The following is a 15744-nucleotide window of genomic DNA, read 5'->3' on the forward strand; positions in this document are numbered from 1 at the left end:
CGTGCGCAGGTACGCCGCGGGGCGCGGCACTCCCCCCACCGAGGTGCCGCGCCCCACCCCCGCCCCCGCCCGTTTCCCCGAAGGCGGACCTACTCGACCGGGCTGAGCGGCGGCAGCTCCCCGGTCCGGGCCGCCTCGCGGTACCAGAGGGCGCTCGACTTCGGCGTACGGGCCTGGGTCGCGTAGTCCACGTACACGGCACCGAAGCGCTTGCCGTAGCCGTACGCCCATTCGAAGTTGTCCATCAGGGACCAGAGGTAGTAGCCGCGCACGTCCGCGCCGTCGGTGATCGCACGGCGGACCGCGCGCAGGTGCCCGTGCAGGTAGGCGATCCGCTCCGGGTCGTGGACGCGGCCCTCCGGGTCCGGCTTGTCGTCGTAGGCGGCGCCGTTCTCCGTGATGTACAGCGGCAGCCCCGGCACCTCGCGGGTGTAGCGCATGATCAGCTCGTGGAGGCCCGACGGGTCGATCGTCCAGCCCATCTCGGTGCGCTCACCGGGGGTCTGGTGGAAGGCCACGTCGTCCGCGCCCGGCCAGGGGGAGAACGAGCTCGACCCGTGGCCGTCCGCGCGCGGGGCAGGCGCGTCCGCGGGCGCCGCCGCCACCAGCGTCGGCGTGTAGTAGTTGAGCCCGAGCGCGTCCAGCGGCTGCCTGATCAGGGCGAGGTCGCCGTCCCGCACGTACGACCAGTCCGTCACCGAGGCGGTCGCCGCGAGCAGGGTCTGCGGGTAGGCGCCGTGCAGCATCGGGCCGTGGAAGATCCCGTTGGCCAGGTCGTCGATCCGCTGGACCGCCGCCAGGTCGGCGGGGTCCTGGGTCAGCGGCCTGACCACCGAGGAGTTGAGGCTCACCGCGATGTTGTTGCGGGCGGGCATCGCGGCGCGCAGGGCCTTGGTGCCGAGGCCGTGCGCCAGGTTGAGGTGGTGCGCCGCCCGCAGGGACGCCTCCGGGTCGGTGCGGCCGGGGGCGTGCACACCGGAGGCGTATCCCAGGAACGCGCTGCACCACGGCTCGTTCAGCGTGATCCACTGCTCGACGCGGTCGCCGAGCGCCTCGCCGACGATCTGCGCGTACTCGGCGAAGCGCAGCGCCGTGTCACGCTCGGGCCAGCCGCCCGCGTCCTCCAGCTCCTGGGGGAGGTCCCAGTGGTAGAGGGTGATGGCCGGTTTGATGCCGCGGGAGAGCAGCTCGTCGACCAGGCGGCGGTAGAAGTCGAGGCCGCGCTGGACGGCGGGACCGCGGCCGGTCGGCTGCACCCGGGACCAGGACACCGAGAAGCGGTACCCGCCCAGGCCCAGGTCCGCCATCATCGCGACGTCGTCGCGGTAGCGGTGGTAGTGGTCGTTGGCGATGTCACCGGTCTCGCCCTCGGCCGTCTTGCCGGGCGTATGGCTGAAGGTGTCCCAGATCGAGGGCGTGCGACCGTCCTCCCGGACCGCCCCCTCGATCTGGTACGCGGAGGTCGCGGCGCCCCAGAGGAAGGAGGGCGGGAAGGTCACGGGCATTTCGGGCTGCTCAGGCATGGAAGCGCTCCCATGGGAGGAGGAGGTCGTGTGGGACCAGGGACAGGAGGTCAGGAACGGGGCGGAGCGGGGGCGGAGCGGAGGCGGGACGGCGATGGCCCACCCTGTCGGCCGGGCGCGGCGGCCCGCCCCGTCCGGCCCGGCGGCGCGGGAACGGTCCCGCCCGGCCGGGCAACACAAGGATGGCCCCGGCCGGGCGGCGCGGGAACGGTCCCGGCCGGACAACACGCGAACGGTCCCGGCCGGACGGCGTGGAGCGGTCCCGGCCGGGCGGCGCGGGAGCTGCCCCGCCGGGCGCGGGCGGGGCGGGTCAGCCCTTGATCGCGCCCTGCATGATCCCGCCCACGATCTGCTTGCCGAACAGCAGGAAGGCGATGAGCAGCGGCAGTGTGCCGAGGAACGCGCCCGCCATGATCACCGCCTGGTCGGGGACGTAGCCCGTGCCGAGCGAGTTCAGGGCGACCTGCACGGTGGGGTTCTGCTGGTTGAGCGCGATGATCGGCCACAGGAAGTCGTTCCAGGCCATCACGAACGTCAGCAGCCCGAGCACGGCCATCGCCGGCCGTGCCGCCGGGAAGACGACGTGCCACACGATGCGCAGACTGCTCGCGCCGTCGACCCGCGCCGCCTCGATCAGCTCGCTGGGCAGCGCCTGCACCAGGTACTGGCGCATGAAGAACGTACCGAAGGCGCTGACCAGGGTCGGCAGGATGACCGTCTGGAGCTGGTTGGACCAGCCCAGCTCGCTCATCCACAGGTACAGCGGCACGACCGCCAGCTGCGGCGGGATCATCATCGTGCCGATGGTCAGCAGCAGCAGGACGTTGGAGAACCTGAACCGCAGTTTGGCGAAGGCGAACCCGGCGAGCGTGGAGAACACGACCGTGCCGACGGTGATGGTCGTGGCGACGACGGTGCTGTTGACCATCGCGGTGCCGAGACCGCCCTGCTCCCACGCGGCTTCGAGGTTCTTGAACAGGTTCCCGCCGATCCACAGCGGCGGCGGCGTCTCGGCGAGCCGCTGGTTGGTGCGCGAGGCCGCGACCACGGTCCACAGCAGCGGCGCCAGCGAGACGAGGGCGAAGACGGTCAGGACGACGTACGTGAGGGGTCCCGCGTGCAGCTGCTTGCCCGCGCCGAGCACCCGGCGGCGTCCGGAGCCCTCCCGGCCGTCCTTCCCCGGTGCGCCGTCCCGCACCGGGGGCGGCGTCAGTTCACTTGTGGTCATTGGGACTTCCTCAGCCGTCGGGTGATCAGCAGGTTGATCGCGGCGACGAGCAGCAGGATCAGGAACATCGTCCAGGCGATCGCGGACGCCTTGCCGAGGTTGCCGATGATCCAGCCCTGGTCGTACATGTAGAGACCGAGCGTCTGGTACTGGTGCTCGGAGCCGCCCTTGGAGCCGCTGACCCCGCCGAACAGGAGCGGTTCGCCGAACAGCTGCGTCGCGCCGATCGTGGAGACGACCACCGTGAACAGGATCGTCGGCCGCAGCATCGGGATCGTCACGTGGCGGAACTGCTGCCAGCGGCCCGCGCCGTCCAGGGCCGCCGACTCGTACAGGTCCGCGGGGATCGCCTGCATCGCCGCGAGGTAGATCAGGGCGTTGTAGCCGGTCCAGCGCCAGATCACGATCGAGGAGACGGCGAACTGCGAACCCCAGTCGGACTCGCGCCAGTTGACCGGGTCGACCCCGACGAAGTCCAGCAGCCAGTTGATCATGCCGCCGTCCCACGAGTACAGCAGCACGAACACCAGCGTCGCCGCCGCCACCGAGGTGGCGTACGGGGTGAGCATCACGACCCGCCACACGGTCGAGCCGCGCAGCTTGTAGTTGAGCAGGTGGGCGATCCCGAGCGCCATGACCAGCTGCGGCACGGTCGAGATCACACCGATGGTGAAGGTGTTCTCCAGCGCGCCCCAGAAGAAGTCCGAGGACATCAGGTTCTTGTAGTTGTCCAGGCCCACCCAGGTCTGCTGGTCCAGGTTGGACAGCTGCACGTTGTGCAGCGAGTACCAGGCCGTGTATAGCAGCGGGACGAGCCCGAAGGCACCGAAGAAGATGAAGAAGGGGGCGATGAACGCGTACGGCGACGCCTTCATGTCCCAGCGGTACAGCCGGCTGCGCCAGGAGTCGGGACCCGGGGGCGGCGTACCGCGACCTTGAGCACGGCGCGCCGCGCCCGGCTGGGAGCCGGGCGCGGCGTCGGCGCTCGGCGCGGAGTGCGCGAGAGCCTGCTTGGAGCTGGTCACTGGCCGAGCACGTCCTTGATCTCCTTGGTGGCCGCGTCCCAGCCCTGGTCCGGGGTCTTGCCCTTCTGCTCGACCTGGAGGATGCCGATGTCCGAGATGGCGGTGTTGATCGGCTGGTCCTTGACGCCGAAGATCTGCGTCGGGATGGTCTTGGCCGAGTCGGAGAAGATCTGCGTGATCGGCGCGTCGGAGAAGAACGCCGTGGTGGCGGCCTGCGGCTTCAGGCCCGGGTACGCCGACGGGGTCGACGGGAAGCTCGCCTGCTTGGCGAAGACCTTCGCCTGCTGCTCGGGAGCGGTCAGCCACTTCGCGAGCGCGATGGCCTCCTTCTGGTGCTTGCCCGCCGTGGGCACACCGATGAACGAGCCGCCCCAGTTGGCCGCGGTGGGCGCCGCCGCCACGTCCCACTTGCCCTTGCCGGAGTCACCGGACTTCTCCTGGATGTAGCCCAGCATCCACGCGGGGCACGCCACCGTCGCGAAGCCGCCGTTGGCGAATGCCTGGTCCCACGGCTTGTCGAACTGCTTCAGCTTCGCCGACATGTCGCTGGTGGCCACCTCCATCGAGGCGTCCCAGGCCTTCTCCACACCCGGGGACTCGTCCCAGATGATGTTGCCCTCGGCGTCGTAGTAGCGCTGGCTCTCGCCACCGAGCGCCGCGTTGTAGACCGAGGCGGCGGAGTCCACGAACTTGGTGCCCTTGGGCGCCTTCTTCATGTAGTCCTTGCCGACGCCGACGTACTTCGACCAGTCGCCCTTCCACTGCTCGGCGAGCTTGGTGCGGTCCGTCTCCAGACCCGCCTTCTCGAAGAGGTCCTTGCGGTAGCAGATCGCCATCGGGCCGATGTCGGTGCCGAGCGCGATGGTCTTGCCGTCCTTGGTGGTGGCCTGGGCGGTCTTCCACTCCAGCCACTGGGACTTGTCGGCTTCCTTGCCCAGGTCGACGAACTTGGCGCCCTGGGTCTGCACCGCCTCGGCGATGTTGCCGACCTCGATCGCCTGGATGTCGTCGGTACCGGAACCGGCCTGCAGACGGGTGAGGGTCTTGGGCCAGTAGACGTCGGTACGGGTGGTGACGTTCTCCTTGATCGTGATGTCCGGGTTCTGCTTCATGTACTCGTCGTAGAGGCCGGCCTGCTTGTAGCCGAAGACCCCGAACGTGCCGATGGTCAGCGTGGTCTTGCCGCCGCCGCTGCCGCCGTCCGAGTCCGACGACCCGTCGTCCGAGTCCTCGGCGCAGCCGGCGAGCAGCCCCGTCGTCAGCGCGGCCACGGCCGCGAGGGCCATCAGCCTGCGGGACCCTCGGGTACTCGTGCGCATTGCGTCCTCCTGTTGCCTGACGTGCCGACCCCCCGGCCAACTGCGTTGTTGGGCCCGTTAATTCGTGCTGCGGCTCGGGCGGGGAACGTGCGGGATGTGTATGTGTCAGGTACTGTGGGAGCGCTCCCACAGGTGATGTGTTGAAGGTTCGTCGCTCGGCGCGGGGGTGTCAAGGGAGAGGGCGTAGAGATGTGTCTTCAGTTATCGGGCCGTTAACTAAGGACGGCGGAGACCCGGAGCGTAGGTCCGCGACGGTTGCGGGACGGCTTCGGGAAGGCTCCGGATCGGCCTCGGAACACCGTCCGGGCGGATCCCCGGACGGGCCCCGCGGCGCGGGGCCGGGGGAGCGCGGTCGGGGCGCCGGGCCCGTGCGGCCGGGGTTGCCGGGGGAGCGCGGCCGCAGTTGCCTGGGAGGTGCGACCGGGGAGCGGAGGCCCGTCTCCGGCAGTCCGGTCCCGATCACGGCTGTTAGATTCCAGGCCAGAGGCGGTGTTGGCCGTGTCGGACGGGAGGCGGACCATGGCAGTCCACGGAGCGCGGAGCAGGAGCGGCGGACGGCCCACCCTGGAGGAGGTCGCCGCGCGCGCGGGGGTGGGCCGCGGCACGGTCTCCCGGGTGATCAACGGTTCCCCGCGGGTCAGTGACGCCACCCGTGCGGCCGTCGAGGCGGCGGTCGCGGAGCTCGGCTACGTGCCGAACACGGCCGCCCGCGCCCTCGCGGCCAACCGCACCGACGCCATCGCCCTGGTCGTCCCGGAGCCCGAGACCCGCTTCTTCGCCGAGCCGTACTTCTCCGACATGCTGCGGGGCGTGGGCGCGGCGCTCTCCGAGACCGAGCTGCAGCTGCTGCTGATCTTCGCCGGCAGCGACCGGGAGCGGCGCAGGCTGGCCCAGTACCTGGCGGCGCACCGGGTGGACGGGGTCCTGCTGGTCTCGGTGCACGCGGACGACCCGCTCCCCGATCTGCTGTCCCAGCTGGAGATCCCGGCGGTGATCAGCGGTCGCAGGTCGGCGGAGGAGACGCTGCCCTCCGTGGACTCGGATAACTTCGGCGGCGGCCGCTTCGCCGTGGAGCACCTCATCGCCCGGGGCCGCCGCACCATAGCCCACCTGGCCGGACGCCTCGACGTGTTCGGTGCCCAGCGCCGCGTCGACGGCTACCGCGCGGCCCTGCGGGACGCGGGTCGCGAGGTCGACGAGCGCCTGATCGTGCCCGGGGACTTCACCGAGGAGGGCGGCCGCCGCGCGATGGCGGAACTGCTCGCCGTCCGCCCGGACCTGGACGCGGTCTTCGCCGGGTCGGACGTGATGGCGGCCGGCGCCCGGCAGGTCCTGCGCGAGGCGGGCCGCCGCATACCCGGTGACGTGGCCCTCGTCGGGTACGACGACTCGGCGATCGCCCGCCACATGGACCCGCCCCTGACGAGCGTGCGCCAGCCGATAGAGGACATGGGCCGTGCGATGCTCGACCTGCTGGTGGACGAGATCGCGGACCGGCGCCCGGCGGTCTCCCGCGGCCTGGAGCGACGGCAGCTGGTCCTGCCCACGGAGCTGGTGGCACGGGCCTCGTCGTAGGGCCGGGCCGCCCGGCTGAGGGAATGACCGTCGGAAGTCGGGGAACGACTGAGGGCCGAACCGCTTGCGCGGTTCGGCCCTCAGTCCATCAGGGTGAGTGACGGGACTTGAACCCGCGACTTCCTGGACCACAACCAGGTGCTCTACCAGCTGAGCTACACCCACCATGACCGGCATTTCTTCTGGTGGTTCACCACGAGTGGTTCACCGACCGGCCGAGAAAAAGTGTACAGGGTCCGAAGGGGTGCTCGCTCCCGCCTTCCGGCGGGGGTCAGCCCGCGGGCAGGACGTGCTTCGCGGCGATGGCGCGGGCCGTGTCCGAGTCGGGTCCGGGCTGCGGGACGAAGACCGCCTCGCGGTAGTAGCGCAGCTCGGCGATCGACTCGCGGATGTCGGCCAGCGCCCGGTGGTTGCCGTTCTTGTCGGGACTGTTGAAGTACGCCCGGGGGTACCAGCGCCGGGCCAGCTCCTTGACGGAGGAGACGTCGACGATGCGGTAGTGGAGGTAGCCCTCCAGCGTCGGCATGTCCCGCAGGAGGAAACCGCGGTCCGTGCCCACCGAGTTCCCGCACAGCGGGGCCTTGCCCGGCTCCTTGACGTGCTCGCGGATGTAGGCGAGGACCTCCTCCTCGGCGGCGGCCAGCGTCGTGCCCGCGGCCAGCTCGTCGAGCAGCCCGGAGGACGTGTGCATGGCGCGCACCACCTCCGGCATCGTCTCCAGCGCGGCGTCCGGCGGACGGATCACGATGTCCACCCCCTCGCCGAGCACGTTGAGCTCCGAGTCGGTGACCAGCGCGGCCACCTCGATGAGCGCGTCCTCCGACAGCGAGAGACCGGTCATCTCGCAGTCGATCCACACCATGCGATCGTTCATGGGGCCACCCTACGGCCCGTCTCCCCGCCCGGGCAGGCCCGGGACCTCGGCAGTCGTGCCCGCGCCCGGGCCCCGGGGCCGGAAACGGCGCCGGCCCCCGGACCGCGGTGGTCCGGGGGCCGGCGCACCGGCCACGGTGTGGCCGTGCGGTGACCGTGCCGCGCCTACGGCGCGCTCCGCTGGCCCGGCAGGCTGTGCCGCCCGGCCACGTACAGTTCCGCGCCCCCGCGTCCCGGCTCCGCGACGGAGAGGGACGACGCCGCCGCACCGACCGGGTGGGCGGCCGCCGTGCGGCGGGTCTGGAACGGCACGGGCGCCTCCTGCTGGAGCACCGGCGGCGGGGGTGGCGGCGAACCGTCCGGGTCGCTCTGCTTCTCCCCCTGCGGGCGGCGCGCCCGGTACGCGGCGCGGTACGCCGCGGGGGAGGAGCCGAGCTGGCGGCGGAAGTGCCCGCGCAGCGCGACCGGCGAACGGAATCCGCAGCGGCCCGCGACCTCGTCCACCGAGTAGTCGGACGTCTCCAGGAGCCGCTGCGCCTGGAGCACCCGCTGGGTGATCAGCCACTGCAGGGGAGCGCTCCCCGTGAGCGAGCGGAACCGGCGGTCGAACGTACGGCGGCTCATGTACGCGCGTGCCGCCAGCGTCTCCACGTCGAACTGCTCGTGGAGGTGCTCCAGGGCCCAGGCGACGACCTCGGCGAGCGGGTCGGCGCCGATCTCCTCCGGTAAAGACCGGTCGAGGTAGCGCTCCTGGCCGCCGCTGCGCCGGGGTGGTACCACCAGGCGGCGGGCCAGTGCCCCGGCCGCCTCGTTCCCGTGGTCCGTCCGCACGATGTGCAGACAGAGGTCGATGCCGGCCGCGGTGCCCGCCGACGTCAGCACGTCGCCGTCGTCCACGAACAGCTCGCGGGGGTCGACGTGCACCGACGGGTAGCGCTTGGCCAGCGTCGGCGCGTACATCCAGTGGGTCGTCGCGGGACGGCCGTCCAGCAGTCCCGCGGCGGCGAGCACGAAGGCGCCGGTGCACAGCCCGACTATGCGGGCACCCTCCTCATGTGCCCGGCGCAGTGCGTCGAGTGCCTCCTCCGGTGGCGGTGAGGTGATCGACCGCCAGGCGGGCACGACGACGGTGCCCGCCCTGGAGATCGCCTCCAGCCCGTTGGGCGCGGTGAGCTCCAGTCCCCCTGTGGTCCGCAGGGGGCCTTCCTCACCGGCGCACACCAGTAGTCGGTACCGCGGCACGCCGGCGTCCTGGCGGTCGATCCCGAACACCGACAGCGGTATGGAACTCTCGAAGATGGGGCCGCCGCTGAACAGCAGCACCGCGACGATCTCCTTGCGGCGTCGTCCGGAGAGTTTCCGGACTGCGGCTTCCGGCGCGGCAGCGGAGTCGTGGCTCATACTGCTAAGCCCCCCTCGGTGGTCGCGGCACCCTTAACCTTTCGGGTCTGTCGCTCCAACACGTTTCCCCTCGGTCCTGCACGAGTCCCCCGCCGTAAGACGTCAAGATCGAATCTACTGTGTCGCATCGTGCCGAGATGGCCAGTTCGGCACCCGGCAGATTGTCGACATGGCAACTTGGCGTGAAGCATTCGATCACGAAGCGTTGCACTCGTGGGCCGTGCAGGGAAGTGCGCCTCGTCCCAGTGGCCGGTCCCCGTAGGGTGCGAGCACCCCCCCGGACCCTTTCAGTGCAGGTCGAACGGGGGTTGAGGGCAGGTTCGGCCAGGGGATGTACGGGGTGGGCAAGTTGGCTGAAAAGCAGCGGGCCGGTGCGCACAAACCGGTCAGTCAACCGGCGTATTTCCACCAGTGTGACGGCCTCCCCGGCGGTCGCCGCTGCCGGCCCTGCCGTGTCGTACGTGATCGTGCCGCATCTGGTGCGGGCTCCGCGTCCGGGCGCGCAGGGGCACCGTGCCGCGCTCGGACCGGCGCAGCAGGACCCGGCAGGCACCGGTCACGGCGGCGAGGCCGAGGGCGGTGCCGGTCGCACCCGCCAGTGAGGTCCCGTACCCGACGAGGACGACCGGAACCAGGACGCAGCTGAACGCCGCCCAGCGGACCATGTCGGTCACCGTGTCCTGCGCGGCGGGCGGCCTCGCGGCGGGCTTCCTCGTGGCGGGCTTCCTCGTGGCGGGCGTCCCGGAGGGCGGGCGGTGCGCGGTCGAGGGGCGTGCGGGCACGGTGGGCTCCCTGGGCGGTCCCTGGGCGGGGTCGGGGTACCCCGGTTCAACGCGTGGTCCGGTGAGCGGTCACGGGGGGTTTTCGGGTGGCTCCCCGAAAGCCCGCCCGTGACCGCCCGTCCCGGGCGGGGGCCGTGGGGTGCCGGCCGTCCGCCGGTGGGGGCCGGTCGCGCGGTTCCCCGCGCCCCTGACGGGGCGCCCGTGGGAGGTTGAATGCTGTACGTGGCAGGGACCGTTGCGTTGCGGGTGCCCTCTCGTGCATGCTCCCTGGAACCCTCCCGTGCCGAGAGCGGGATCTGGGCCGTGGAGGCGTGGCGCCGTACTCTTGCGGGTATGGGGTTGGGAAGGTGATTCCCGGACACAGCTCCGCCGTTCCTGTCGTCCCATCCAGAGGATCCGAACGCCGAGACACTCATGGCCGGTCACGAATTCGAACCCGCGGACCGCAAGCGCCCCGTCGCCGATCCCACGGCGGCCGAGCCCTTGGCGGCGGAAGAGACGCGTCAGTCCTGCGACCCCGCCTTCAAGCACGGGGTCGTCGTGGGCTTCGACGGCTCGACCTCCAGTGAGCGCGCCCTCGCGTACGCCATCGGCATGGCCTGCCGCTCCGGATCGGGCCTGATCATCGTGCACGTCGCCAACCGGCTGCCCACCACGGTGTGGGCCGGCTGCGAGCCGCCCGTCTTCGTCGACGTGCCGGACCACCGCACCGAGGTGCTCGGCCTTGAGCTGGCCTGCGCGGACTACCTCGCCGAGGTGCCGTGGATCCTCGTCGAGCGCGGCGGCGACATCTGCCACGAGCTCGAAGAGGTGGGGCGGGAGTACGAGGCCGACGCGATCGTCGTCGGCTCGACGCACGGGATCGTCGGACGGATCTTCGGGTCGGTCGCGGGGCGGCTGGCCAGGCGGGCGCAGCGGCCCGTCGTCGTCATTCCCTGAGCCCGCTCCCGCTCCCGGTCCCGTCCCCGGATCCGCTCCCGCCCCCGGCTCCCCGTTGCCCGCCCCCGGGTTCAACTCCCCTTGTGGTGCTGGAAACTACCCGTGCGTAGATGTGTTCGTGTGCCTGTGAAGGGCATATACGGGGCACGGTCCGTCGCCGTTGTCGCGGCGCGCTGCCGACCGGGGCGTGACGGCCGCCGGTCGTGGCAGCCGGCCGGGGTATTGGGCGACCCCGGCACGAGCGGGCCCCCACGTGTCTGGTGGCGACACCTGGGGGCCCGCCCCTCGCCCGCCCTCTGGTGGGAGCGCCCTACTCGACCGTCACGGACTTCGCCAGGTTGCGGGGCTTGTCGATGTCCCTGCCCAGGGCCAGCGCCGTGTGGTAGGCGAGGAGCTGGAGGGGGATGCCCATCAGGATCGGGTCCAGCTCGTCCTCGTTCTTCGGGACGACGATCGTCTGGTCGGCCTTCTCCTGCTCCTCGTGGGCCACGGCGAGGATCCTGCCGCTGCGGGCCTTGATCTCCTCCAGGGCCGCGCGGTTCTTCTCCAGCAGGTCGTCGTCCGGGACGATCGCCACCGTCGGCAGCGCGGGCTCGATCAGCGCCAGCGGGCCGTGCTTCAGCTCCGAGGCGGGGTACGCCTCGGCGTGGATGTACGAGACCTCCTTCAGCTTCAGCGATGCCTCGCGGGCCACCGGGTAGCCGCGCACCCGGCCGATGAAGAGCATCGAGCGCGCCTCGGCGTAGCTCTCGGCGAGCTTCTTGATCTCGTCCTCCTGGCCGAGGATCTCCGTGATCTGGCCGGGCAGCCTGCGCAGGCCCTCGATGATCCGCTTGCCGTCGGACACCGACAGGTCGCGGGTGCGGCCGAGGTGCAGCGCGAGCAGCGCGAAGGCGACCGTGGTGTTGGTGAAGCACTTGGTGGAGACCACGCACACCTCGGGCCCGGCGTGCACGTACATGCCGCCGTCGGCCTCACGGGCGATGGCGGAGCCGACCACGTTCACGATGCCGAGGACCCGGGCGCCCTTGCGCTTCAGCTCCTGGACGGCGGCCAGCACGTCGTACGTCTCGCCGGACTGGGACACCGCCACGTACAGCGTGTCGGGGTCGACGACCGCGTTGCGGTAGCGGAACTCCGAGGCGGGCTCGGCGTCCGCGGGGATCCGGGCCAGCTCCTCTATCATCTGGGCGCCGATCATGCCCGCGTGGTACGAGGTGCCGCAGCCCAGGATCTTCACGCGGCGGATCGTGCGTGCCGCGCGGGCGTCCAGGTTGAGCCCGCCCAGGTGCACGGTCGAGAAGCGGTCGTCGATCCGGCCGCGCAGCACCCGGTCCACCGCCTCGGCCTGCTCGTGGATCTCCTTGTGCATGTACGTGTCGTGGCCGCCCATGTCGTACGAGGCGGCCTCCCACTCCACGGTGGTCGGCTCGGCCGTCGTGCGGGTGCCCTCGGTGGTGTACGTACGGAAGTCGTCGGCCTTCAGCGTGGCCATCTCGCCGTCGTCCAGGGTGACGATCTGGCGGGTGTGGGTGACGAGCGCGGCGATGTCCGAGGCGACGAACATCTCCTTCTCGCCGATGCCGAGGACGACCGGGGAGCCGTTGCGGGCGACCACGATGCGGTCCGCGTGGTCGGCGTGCATCACGGCGATGCCGTACGTGCCCTCGATGACCCGGAGGGTCTCGCGGACCTTGTCCTCCAGCTTCTCAGCCGGGGAGCGGGCGATGAGGTGCGTGAGGACCTCGGTGTCGGTCTCGGAGAGGAACTCGACACCCTCCGCCTCCAGCTTCCTGCGCAGGTCGGAGGCGTTGTCGATGATGCCGTTGTGGACGACGGCGACCTTGTTGTCGGCCGACATGTGCGGGTGGGCGTTCTCGTCGGACGGGGCGCCGTGGGTGGCCCAGCGGGTGTGGGCGATGCCCGTGGTGCCGGCGAAGCGCTTGGGGACACGGGCCTCCAGGTCGCGTACGCGGCCCTTGGCCTTGACCATCTTGAGGCCGGCCGTCTTCGGGGACGTCACGACGAGCCCCGCCGAGTCGTAGCCGCGGTACTCCAGACGCTGGAGACCCTCGAGGAGGAGCGGCGCCACGTCGCGCCTGCCGATGTATCCCACGATTCCGCACATACAGGTGGTTCCTAGCCGTAGACGATGCGGCGCACCTGCCGGAGCGTGAGCTCCGGCGGGGCGACCGCGCGGTATCCGAGGTCCGCCGTGATCCGTTCGAAGATCGCCGAGTTGAGCCAGCCCTGCGCCTGGAGTTCCCGGTGGCGGCGGCGGACGTAGTCCTCGGTCGTCTCGTCGAAGTAGGCGAGCACGTCCTGGACCACCCGCAGTGCCTCGCCCCGGCTGAGGGGCGAGGAACGCGTCAGGTGGTCGACAAGGTCGTCGTGCATCCGTTGATCCTGGAGTACGGGGCGGTCTGTCGCAAGAATCCTGCCCGATATCGGGCAGGGGGCTCGGGTGGAGGGCTGTGGGTGGGGTGTGCGGGGAGCGCTACATCCGCCGCAGGACCGCCTGTTTCGCCAGGGCGAACTCCTCTTCCGTCAGGATGCCCGACTTGTGCAGCTCGCCGAGTTCGCGCAGCCGGCGGAGCAGGGCGTCGTGGTCGGCCCCGTCCCCGGCGGCGGTGAGCTGCTCGGGCGGGGTGTCCCGCGGCGCCGGGGCCGACGGGTGCGGCAGCCGGGCCTGGACCGCCGCCGCGACCAGGGCCATCAGCGGGTCCTTCTTGAAGCCCCACAGCTCCACGGCGTTGGGGTCGTACTTCGGCGGGGCCTTCGTGGGCGCGCCCCGGACCGTGAAGCGCAGATGGCCGTTCTCCAGGCCGGCCGACGGCTGCCACTCCACGGCCTCGATGTCGGCGAGGGCGAGCGTACGGGCGCCCGAGGCCGCCTTGGCCTCCTCCGTCTTCCAGTTCCACTCCAGCCGGACCTGCTCCCCGTCGAAGCTCGCGGTGCCGTCCCCGGCGGAGACCGACAGGGGCACCGCCGGGCCCGGCAGCAGATAGCGGTCGACGGCGGTGGTGGGCACCTCGTCCAGGAGCAGCGCGTTGCGGATCTCGTCCACGAAGTACTCGGCGACGCCGTAGCGGTCCGACTCCACCGTCAGCTGGTAGGGGTCGGCGGAGTCCGTGAGCCGGCCGCCGGTCGCGTGGAGCAGCGGGTCCGCGCCGTCGCGCAGCCGCAGCCGCAGCCGGCCCGCCTTCCTGCCCTGCTCGAACGAGATGCCCGCCAACGCGCCGAGCGGCACCGCGAGTTCACCCAGGGACCTGCGCAGCAGCCCCACGTTCTTGTCGCGGCCCGGCACCAGCCGCAGGGCGTCGCCGTCGAAGGTCCACGTACCGTCCCGCTGGATGATTTCCGCCATGGGGGTGATTCTTCCACCGGCTCTGCGGGAGAGTGGTCTATACCCATTCGAAGGGAGCGCATGTGAGACAGCACAGAACGCCCCGTCTGCTAGGTACGCTGCTGCTCGTGGCAGCCGCCGGTGTCTCCGCGGTCGGCGCGGCACCGTCCGCGCCCGACCGGACCGTCACCCCGCTGAGCCGTGTCGTCCCGGCCCCCGCCTCGGTCGACCCGGGCGGTTCCCCCTACCGGATCACCAGCGGCACGCGCATCCGCGTGTCCCCGTCGGAGGAGGCCCGCCGGGTCGGCTCGTACCTCGCCGGGGTGCTGCGCCCGTCGACCGGCTACCGGCTCCCCGTCACGGACGAGCCGGGCGGCGACGGCATCCGCCTGCGGCTCTCCCGCGCGGACACCGCCGGCCTGGGCGCCGAGGGCTACCGGCTGACCAGCAAAAAGGGCGCCGTCACCATCACGGCCCGGGAGTCCGCCGGACTCTTCCACGGCGTGCAGACCCTGCGCCAGCTCCTGCCCGCCGCCGTCGAGGAGGACTCCCGGCAGCCGGGCCCCTGGCCGGTCGCGGGCGGCACCGTCACCGACACCCCGCGCTACGGCTGGCGCGGCGCCATGCTGGACGTCTCCCGGCACTTCTTCACCGTGGACCAGGTGAAGCGCTACATCGACCAGCTGGCGCTCTACAAGATCAACACGCTGCACCTGCACCTCAGCGACGACCAGGGCTGGCGCATCGCCATCGACTCCTGGCCGCGGCTCGCCCCGTACGGCGGCTCCACGGCGGTCGGCGGCGGTCCCGGCGGCCACTACACCAAGGCCCAGTACAAGGACATCGTCCGGTACGCCGCCTCGCGCCACCTCCAGGTCGTGCCCGAGATCGACATGCCCGGGCACACCAACGCCGCGCTCGCCTCGTACCCGGAGCTGAACTGCGACGGCGTCGCCCCGCCGCTGTACACCGGCACCGAGGTCGGCTTCAGCTCGCTGTGCGTCGACAAGCCGGTGACGTACGACTTCGTGGACGACGTCATCCGCGAACTGGCCGCGATCACCCCGGGCGAGTACCTGCACATCGGCGGCGACGAGGCCCACTCGACGAGCCACGAGGACTACGTGGCCTTCATGGAGAGGGTCCAGCCGGTCGTCGCGAAGTACGGCAAGACCGTGGTGGGCTGGCACCAGCTGACCGGGGCCGTTCCGGCGAAGGGCGCGCTGGCCCAGTACTGGGGCCTGGACGGTACGGGCGCCGCCGAGAAGGAGCAGGTCGCGGCGGCCGCGCGCAACGGCACCGGGCTGATCCTCTCGCCCGCCGACCGCGTCTACCTCGACATGAAGTACACCGCGGACACGCCCCTGGGCCTGAGCTGGGCCGGTCTGGTGGAGGTGCGGCGGTCCTACGACTGGGACCCGGCCGCCTATCTGCCCGGGGCGCCGGCCTCGGCCGTGCGGGGTGTCGAGGCGCCGCTGTGGTCGGAGACCCTGACGACCTCGCCGGACATCGAGTACATGGCGTTCCCGCGCCTGCCCGGGGTGGCCGAGCTCGGCTGGTCGCCCGCCTCGACGCACGACTGGGACGGCTACAAGGTGCGGCTCGCGGCGCAGGCCCCGCGCTGGGACGCGCTGGGCATGAACTACTACCGGTCGCCGCAGGTCCCCTGGCCCACCGGGAAGTAGCAGCCGGTACGGCGGCGGGCGCCCCCTGGGACCGTACCCGGGGGGCGC

Annotated in this window: 13 protein-coding genes and 1 tRNA gene; 3 read left to right on the forward strand and 11 right to left on the reverse strand. The window is 71.5% G+C overall.

The window, feature by feature from the left end:
• Positions 1-89: 89 nt before the first annotated feature.
• The 4 genes from KM933_RS16040 to KM933_RS16055 all read right to left on the reverse strand — a co-directional run bounded on the left by KM933_RS16040 (position 90) and on the right by KM933_RS16055 (position 5095).
• A complete protein-coding gene (locus KM933_RS16040) occupies positions 90-1523 on the reverse strand; it encodes a GH1 family beta-glucosidase (RefSeq protein ID WP_221352672.1) in 1434 nt (477 codons plus the stop codon).
• Positions 1524-1833: 310 nt separating this feature from the next.
• Positions 1834-2751, reverse strand: a complete 918-nt coding sequence (locus tag KM933_RS16045) for a carbohydrate ABC transporter permease (protein ID WP_221352673.1) — start codon at positions 2749-2751, stop codon at positions 1834-1836.
• Positions 2748-3776 (reverse strand): carbohydrate ABC transporter permease, encoded by a 1029-nt coding sequence (locus KM933_RS16050; protein ID WP_221352675.1) that lies wholly within the window; start codon positions 3774-3776, stop codon positions 2748-2750. The genes KM933_RS16045 and KM933_RS16050 overlap by 4 nt, the downstream gene beginning before the upstream one ends.
• Positions 3773-5095: an ABC transporter substrate-binding protein gene (locus KM933_RS16055; RefSeq protein WP_221352678.1), complete on the reverse strand. Its 1323-nt coding sequence runs from the start codon at positions 5093-5095 to the stop codon at positions 3773-3775. The genes KM933_RS16050 and KM933_RS16055 overlap by 4 nt, the downstream gene beginning before the upstream one ends.
• Positions 5096-5614: 519 nt before the next feature.
• On the opposite strand from KM933_RS16055, the gene KM933_RS16060 reads away from it, so the two are divergent.
• Positions 5615-6670, forward strand: a complete 1056-nt coding sequence (locus KM933_RS16060) for a LacI family DNA-binding transcriptional regulator (RefSeq protein WP_221352680.1) — start codon at positions 5615-5617, stop codon at positions 6668-6670.
• Between the two features lie 92 nt (positions 6671-6762).
• Here KM933_RS16060 and KM933_RS16065 read toward each other — a convergent pair.
• The 4 genes from KM933_RS16065 to KM933_RS16080 form a co-directional block, all read right to left on the reverse strand.
• A tRNA-His gene (locus KM933_RS16065) sits at positions 6763-6835 on the reverse strand.
• A gap of 106 nt (positions 6836-6941) precedes the next feature.
• Entirely contained in the window at positions 6942-7544 is a 603-nt protein-coding gene (orn, locus tag KM933_RS16070) for an oligoribonuclease (protein WP_221352682.1), read from the reverse strand.
• A 164-nt stretch (positions 7545-7708) separates the two neighbouring features.
• On the reverse strand, positions 7709-8944 hold the full coding sequence (locus KM933_RS16075) for a helix-turn-helix domain-containing protein (protein ID WP_221352684.1): 1236 nt from the start codon (positions 8942-8944) through the stop codon (positions 7709-7711).
• A gap of 386 nt (positions 8945-9330) precedes the next feature.
• Positions 9331-9609: a hypothetical protein gene (locus KM933_RS16080; RefSeq protein WP_221352873.1), complete on the reverse strand. Its 279-nt coding sequence runs from the start codon at positions 9607-9609 to the stop codon at positions 9331-9333.
• A gap of 531 nt (positions 9610-10140) precedes the next feature.
• On the opposite strand from KM933_RS16080, the gene KM933_RS16085 reads away from it, so the two are divergent.
• Positions 10141-10665, forward strand: coding sequence for a universal stress protein (locus KM933_RS16085; protein ID WP_221352686.1), 525 nt, complete (start codon positions 10141-10143; stop codon positions 10663-10665).
• Between the two features lie 310 nt (positions 10666-10975).
• On the opposite strand, the gene glmS is transcribed toward KM933_RS16085, so the two are convergent.
• From glmS to KM933_RS16100, 3 genes are all read right to left on the reverse strand, one after another.
• A complete protein-coding gene (glmS, locus tag KM933_RS16090) occupies positions 10976-12793 on the reverse strand; it encodes a glutamine--fructose-6-phosphate transaminase (isomerizing) (RefSeq protein WP_221352688.1) in 1818 nt (605 codons plus the stop codon).
• 11 nt (positions 12794-12804) lie between these two features.
• The gene (locus KM933_RS16095) at positions 12805-13062 is read right to left on the reverse strand and encodes a hypothetical protein (RefSeq protein WP_221352690.1); all 258 of its coding nucleotides are present in this window, start codon (positions 13060-13062) and stop codon (positions 12805-12807) included.
• A 100-nt stretch (positions 13063-13162) separates the two neighbouring features.
• On the reverse strand, positions 13163-14032 hold the full coding sequence (locus KM933_RS16100; RefSeq protein WP_221352692.1) for a DUF4429 domain-containing protein: 870 nt from the start codon (positions 14030-14032) through the stop codon (positions 13163-13165).
• 62 nt (positions 14033-14094) lie between these two features.
• Here KM933_RS16100 and KM933_RS16105 point away from each other — a divergent pair, with 62 nt between their 5' ends.
• Positions 14095-15696, forward strand: coding sequence for a beta-N-acetylhexosaminidase (locus KM933_RS16105; protein WP_221352694.1), 1602 nt, complete (start codon positions 14095-14097; stop codon positions 15694-15696).
• The last annotated feature ends 48 nt before the right edge of the window (positions 15697-15744 follow it).

This window comes from Streptomyces beigongshangae, assembly GCF_019710745.1.
In the GTDB taxonomy this organism is placed as follows: domain Bacteria; phylum Actinomycetota; class Actinomycetes; order Streptomycetales; family Streptomycetaceae; genus Streptomyces; species Streptomyces beigongshangae.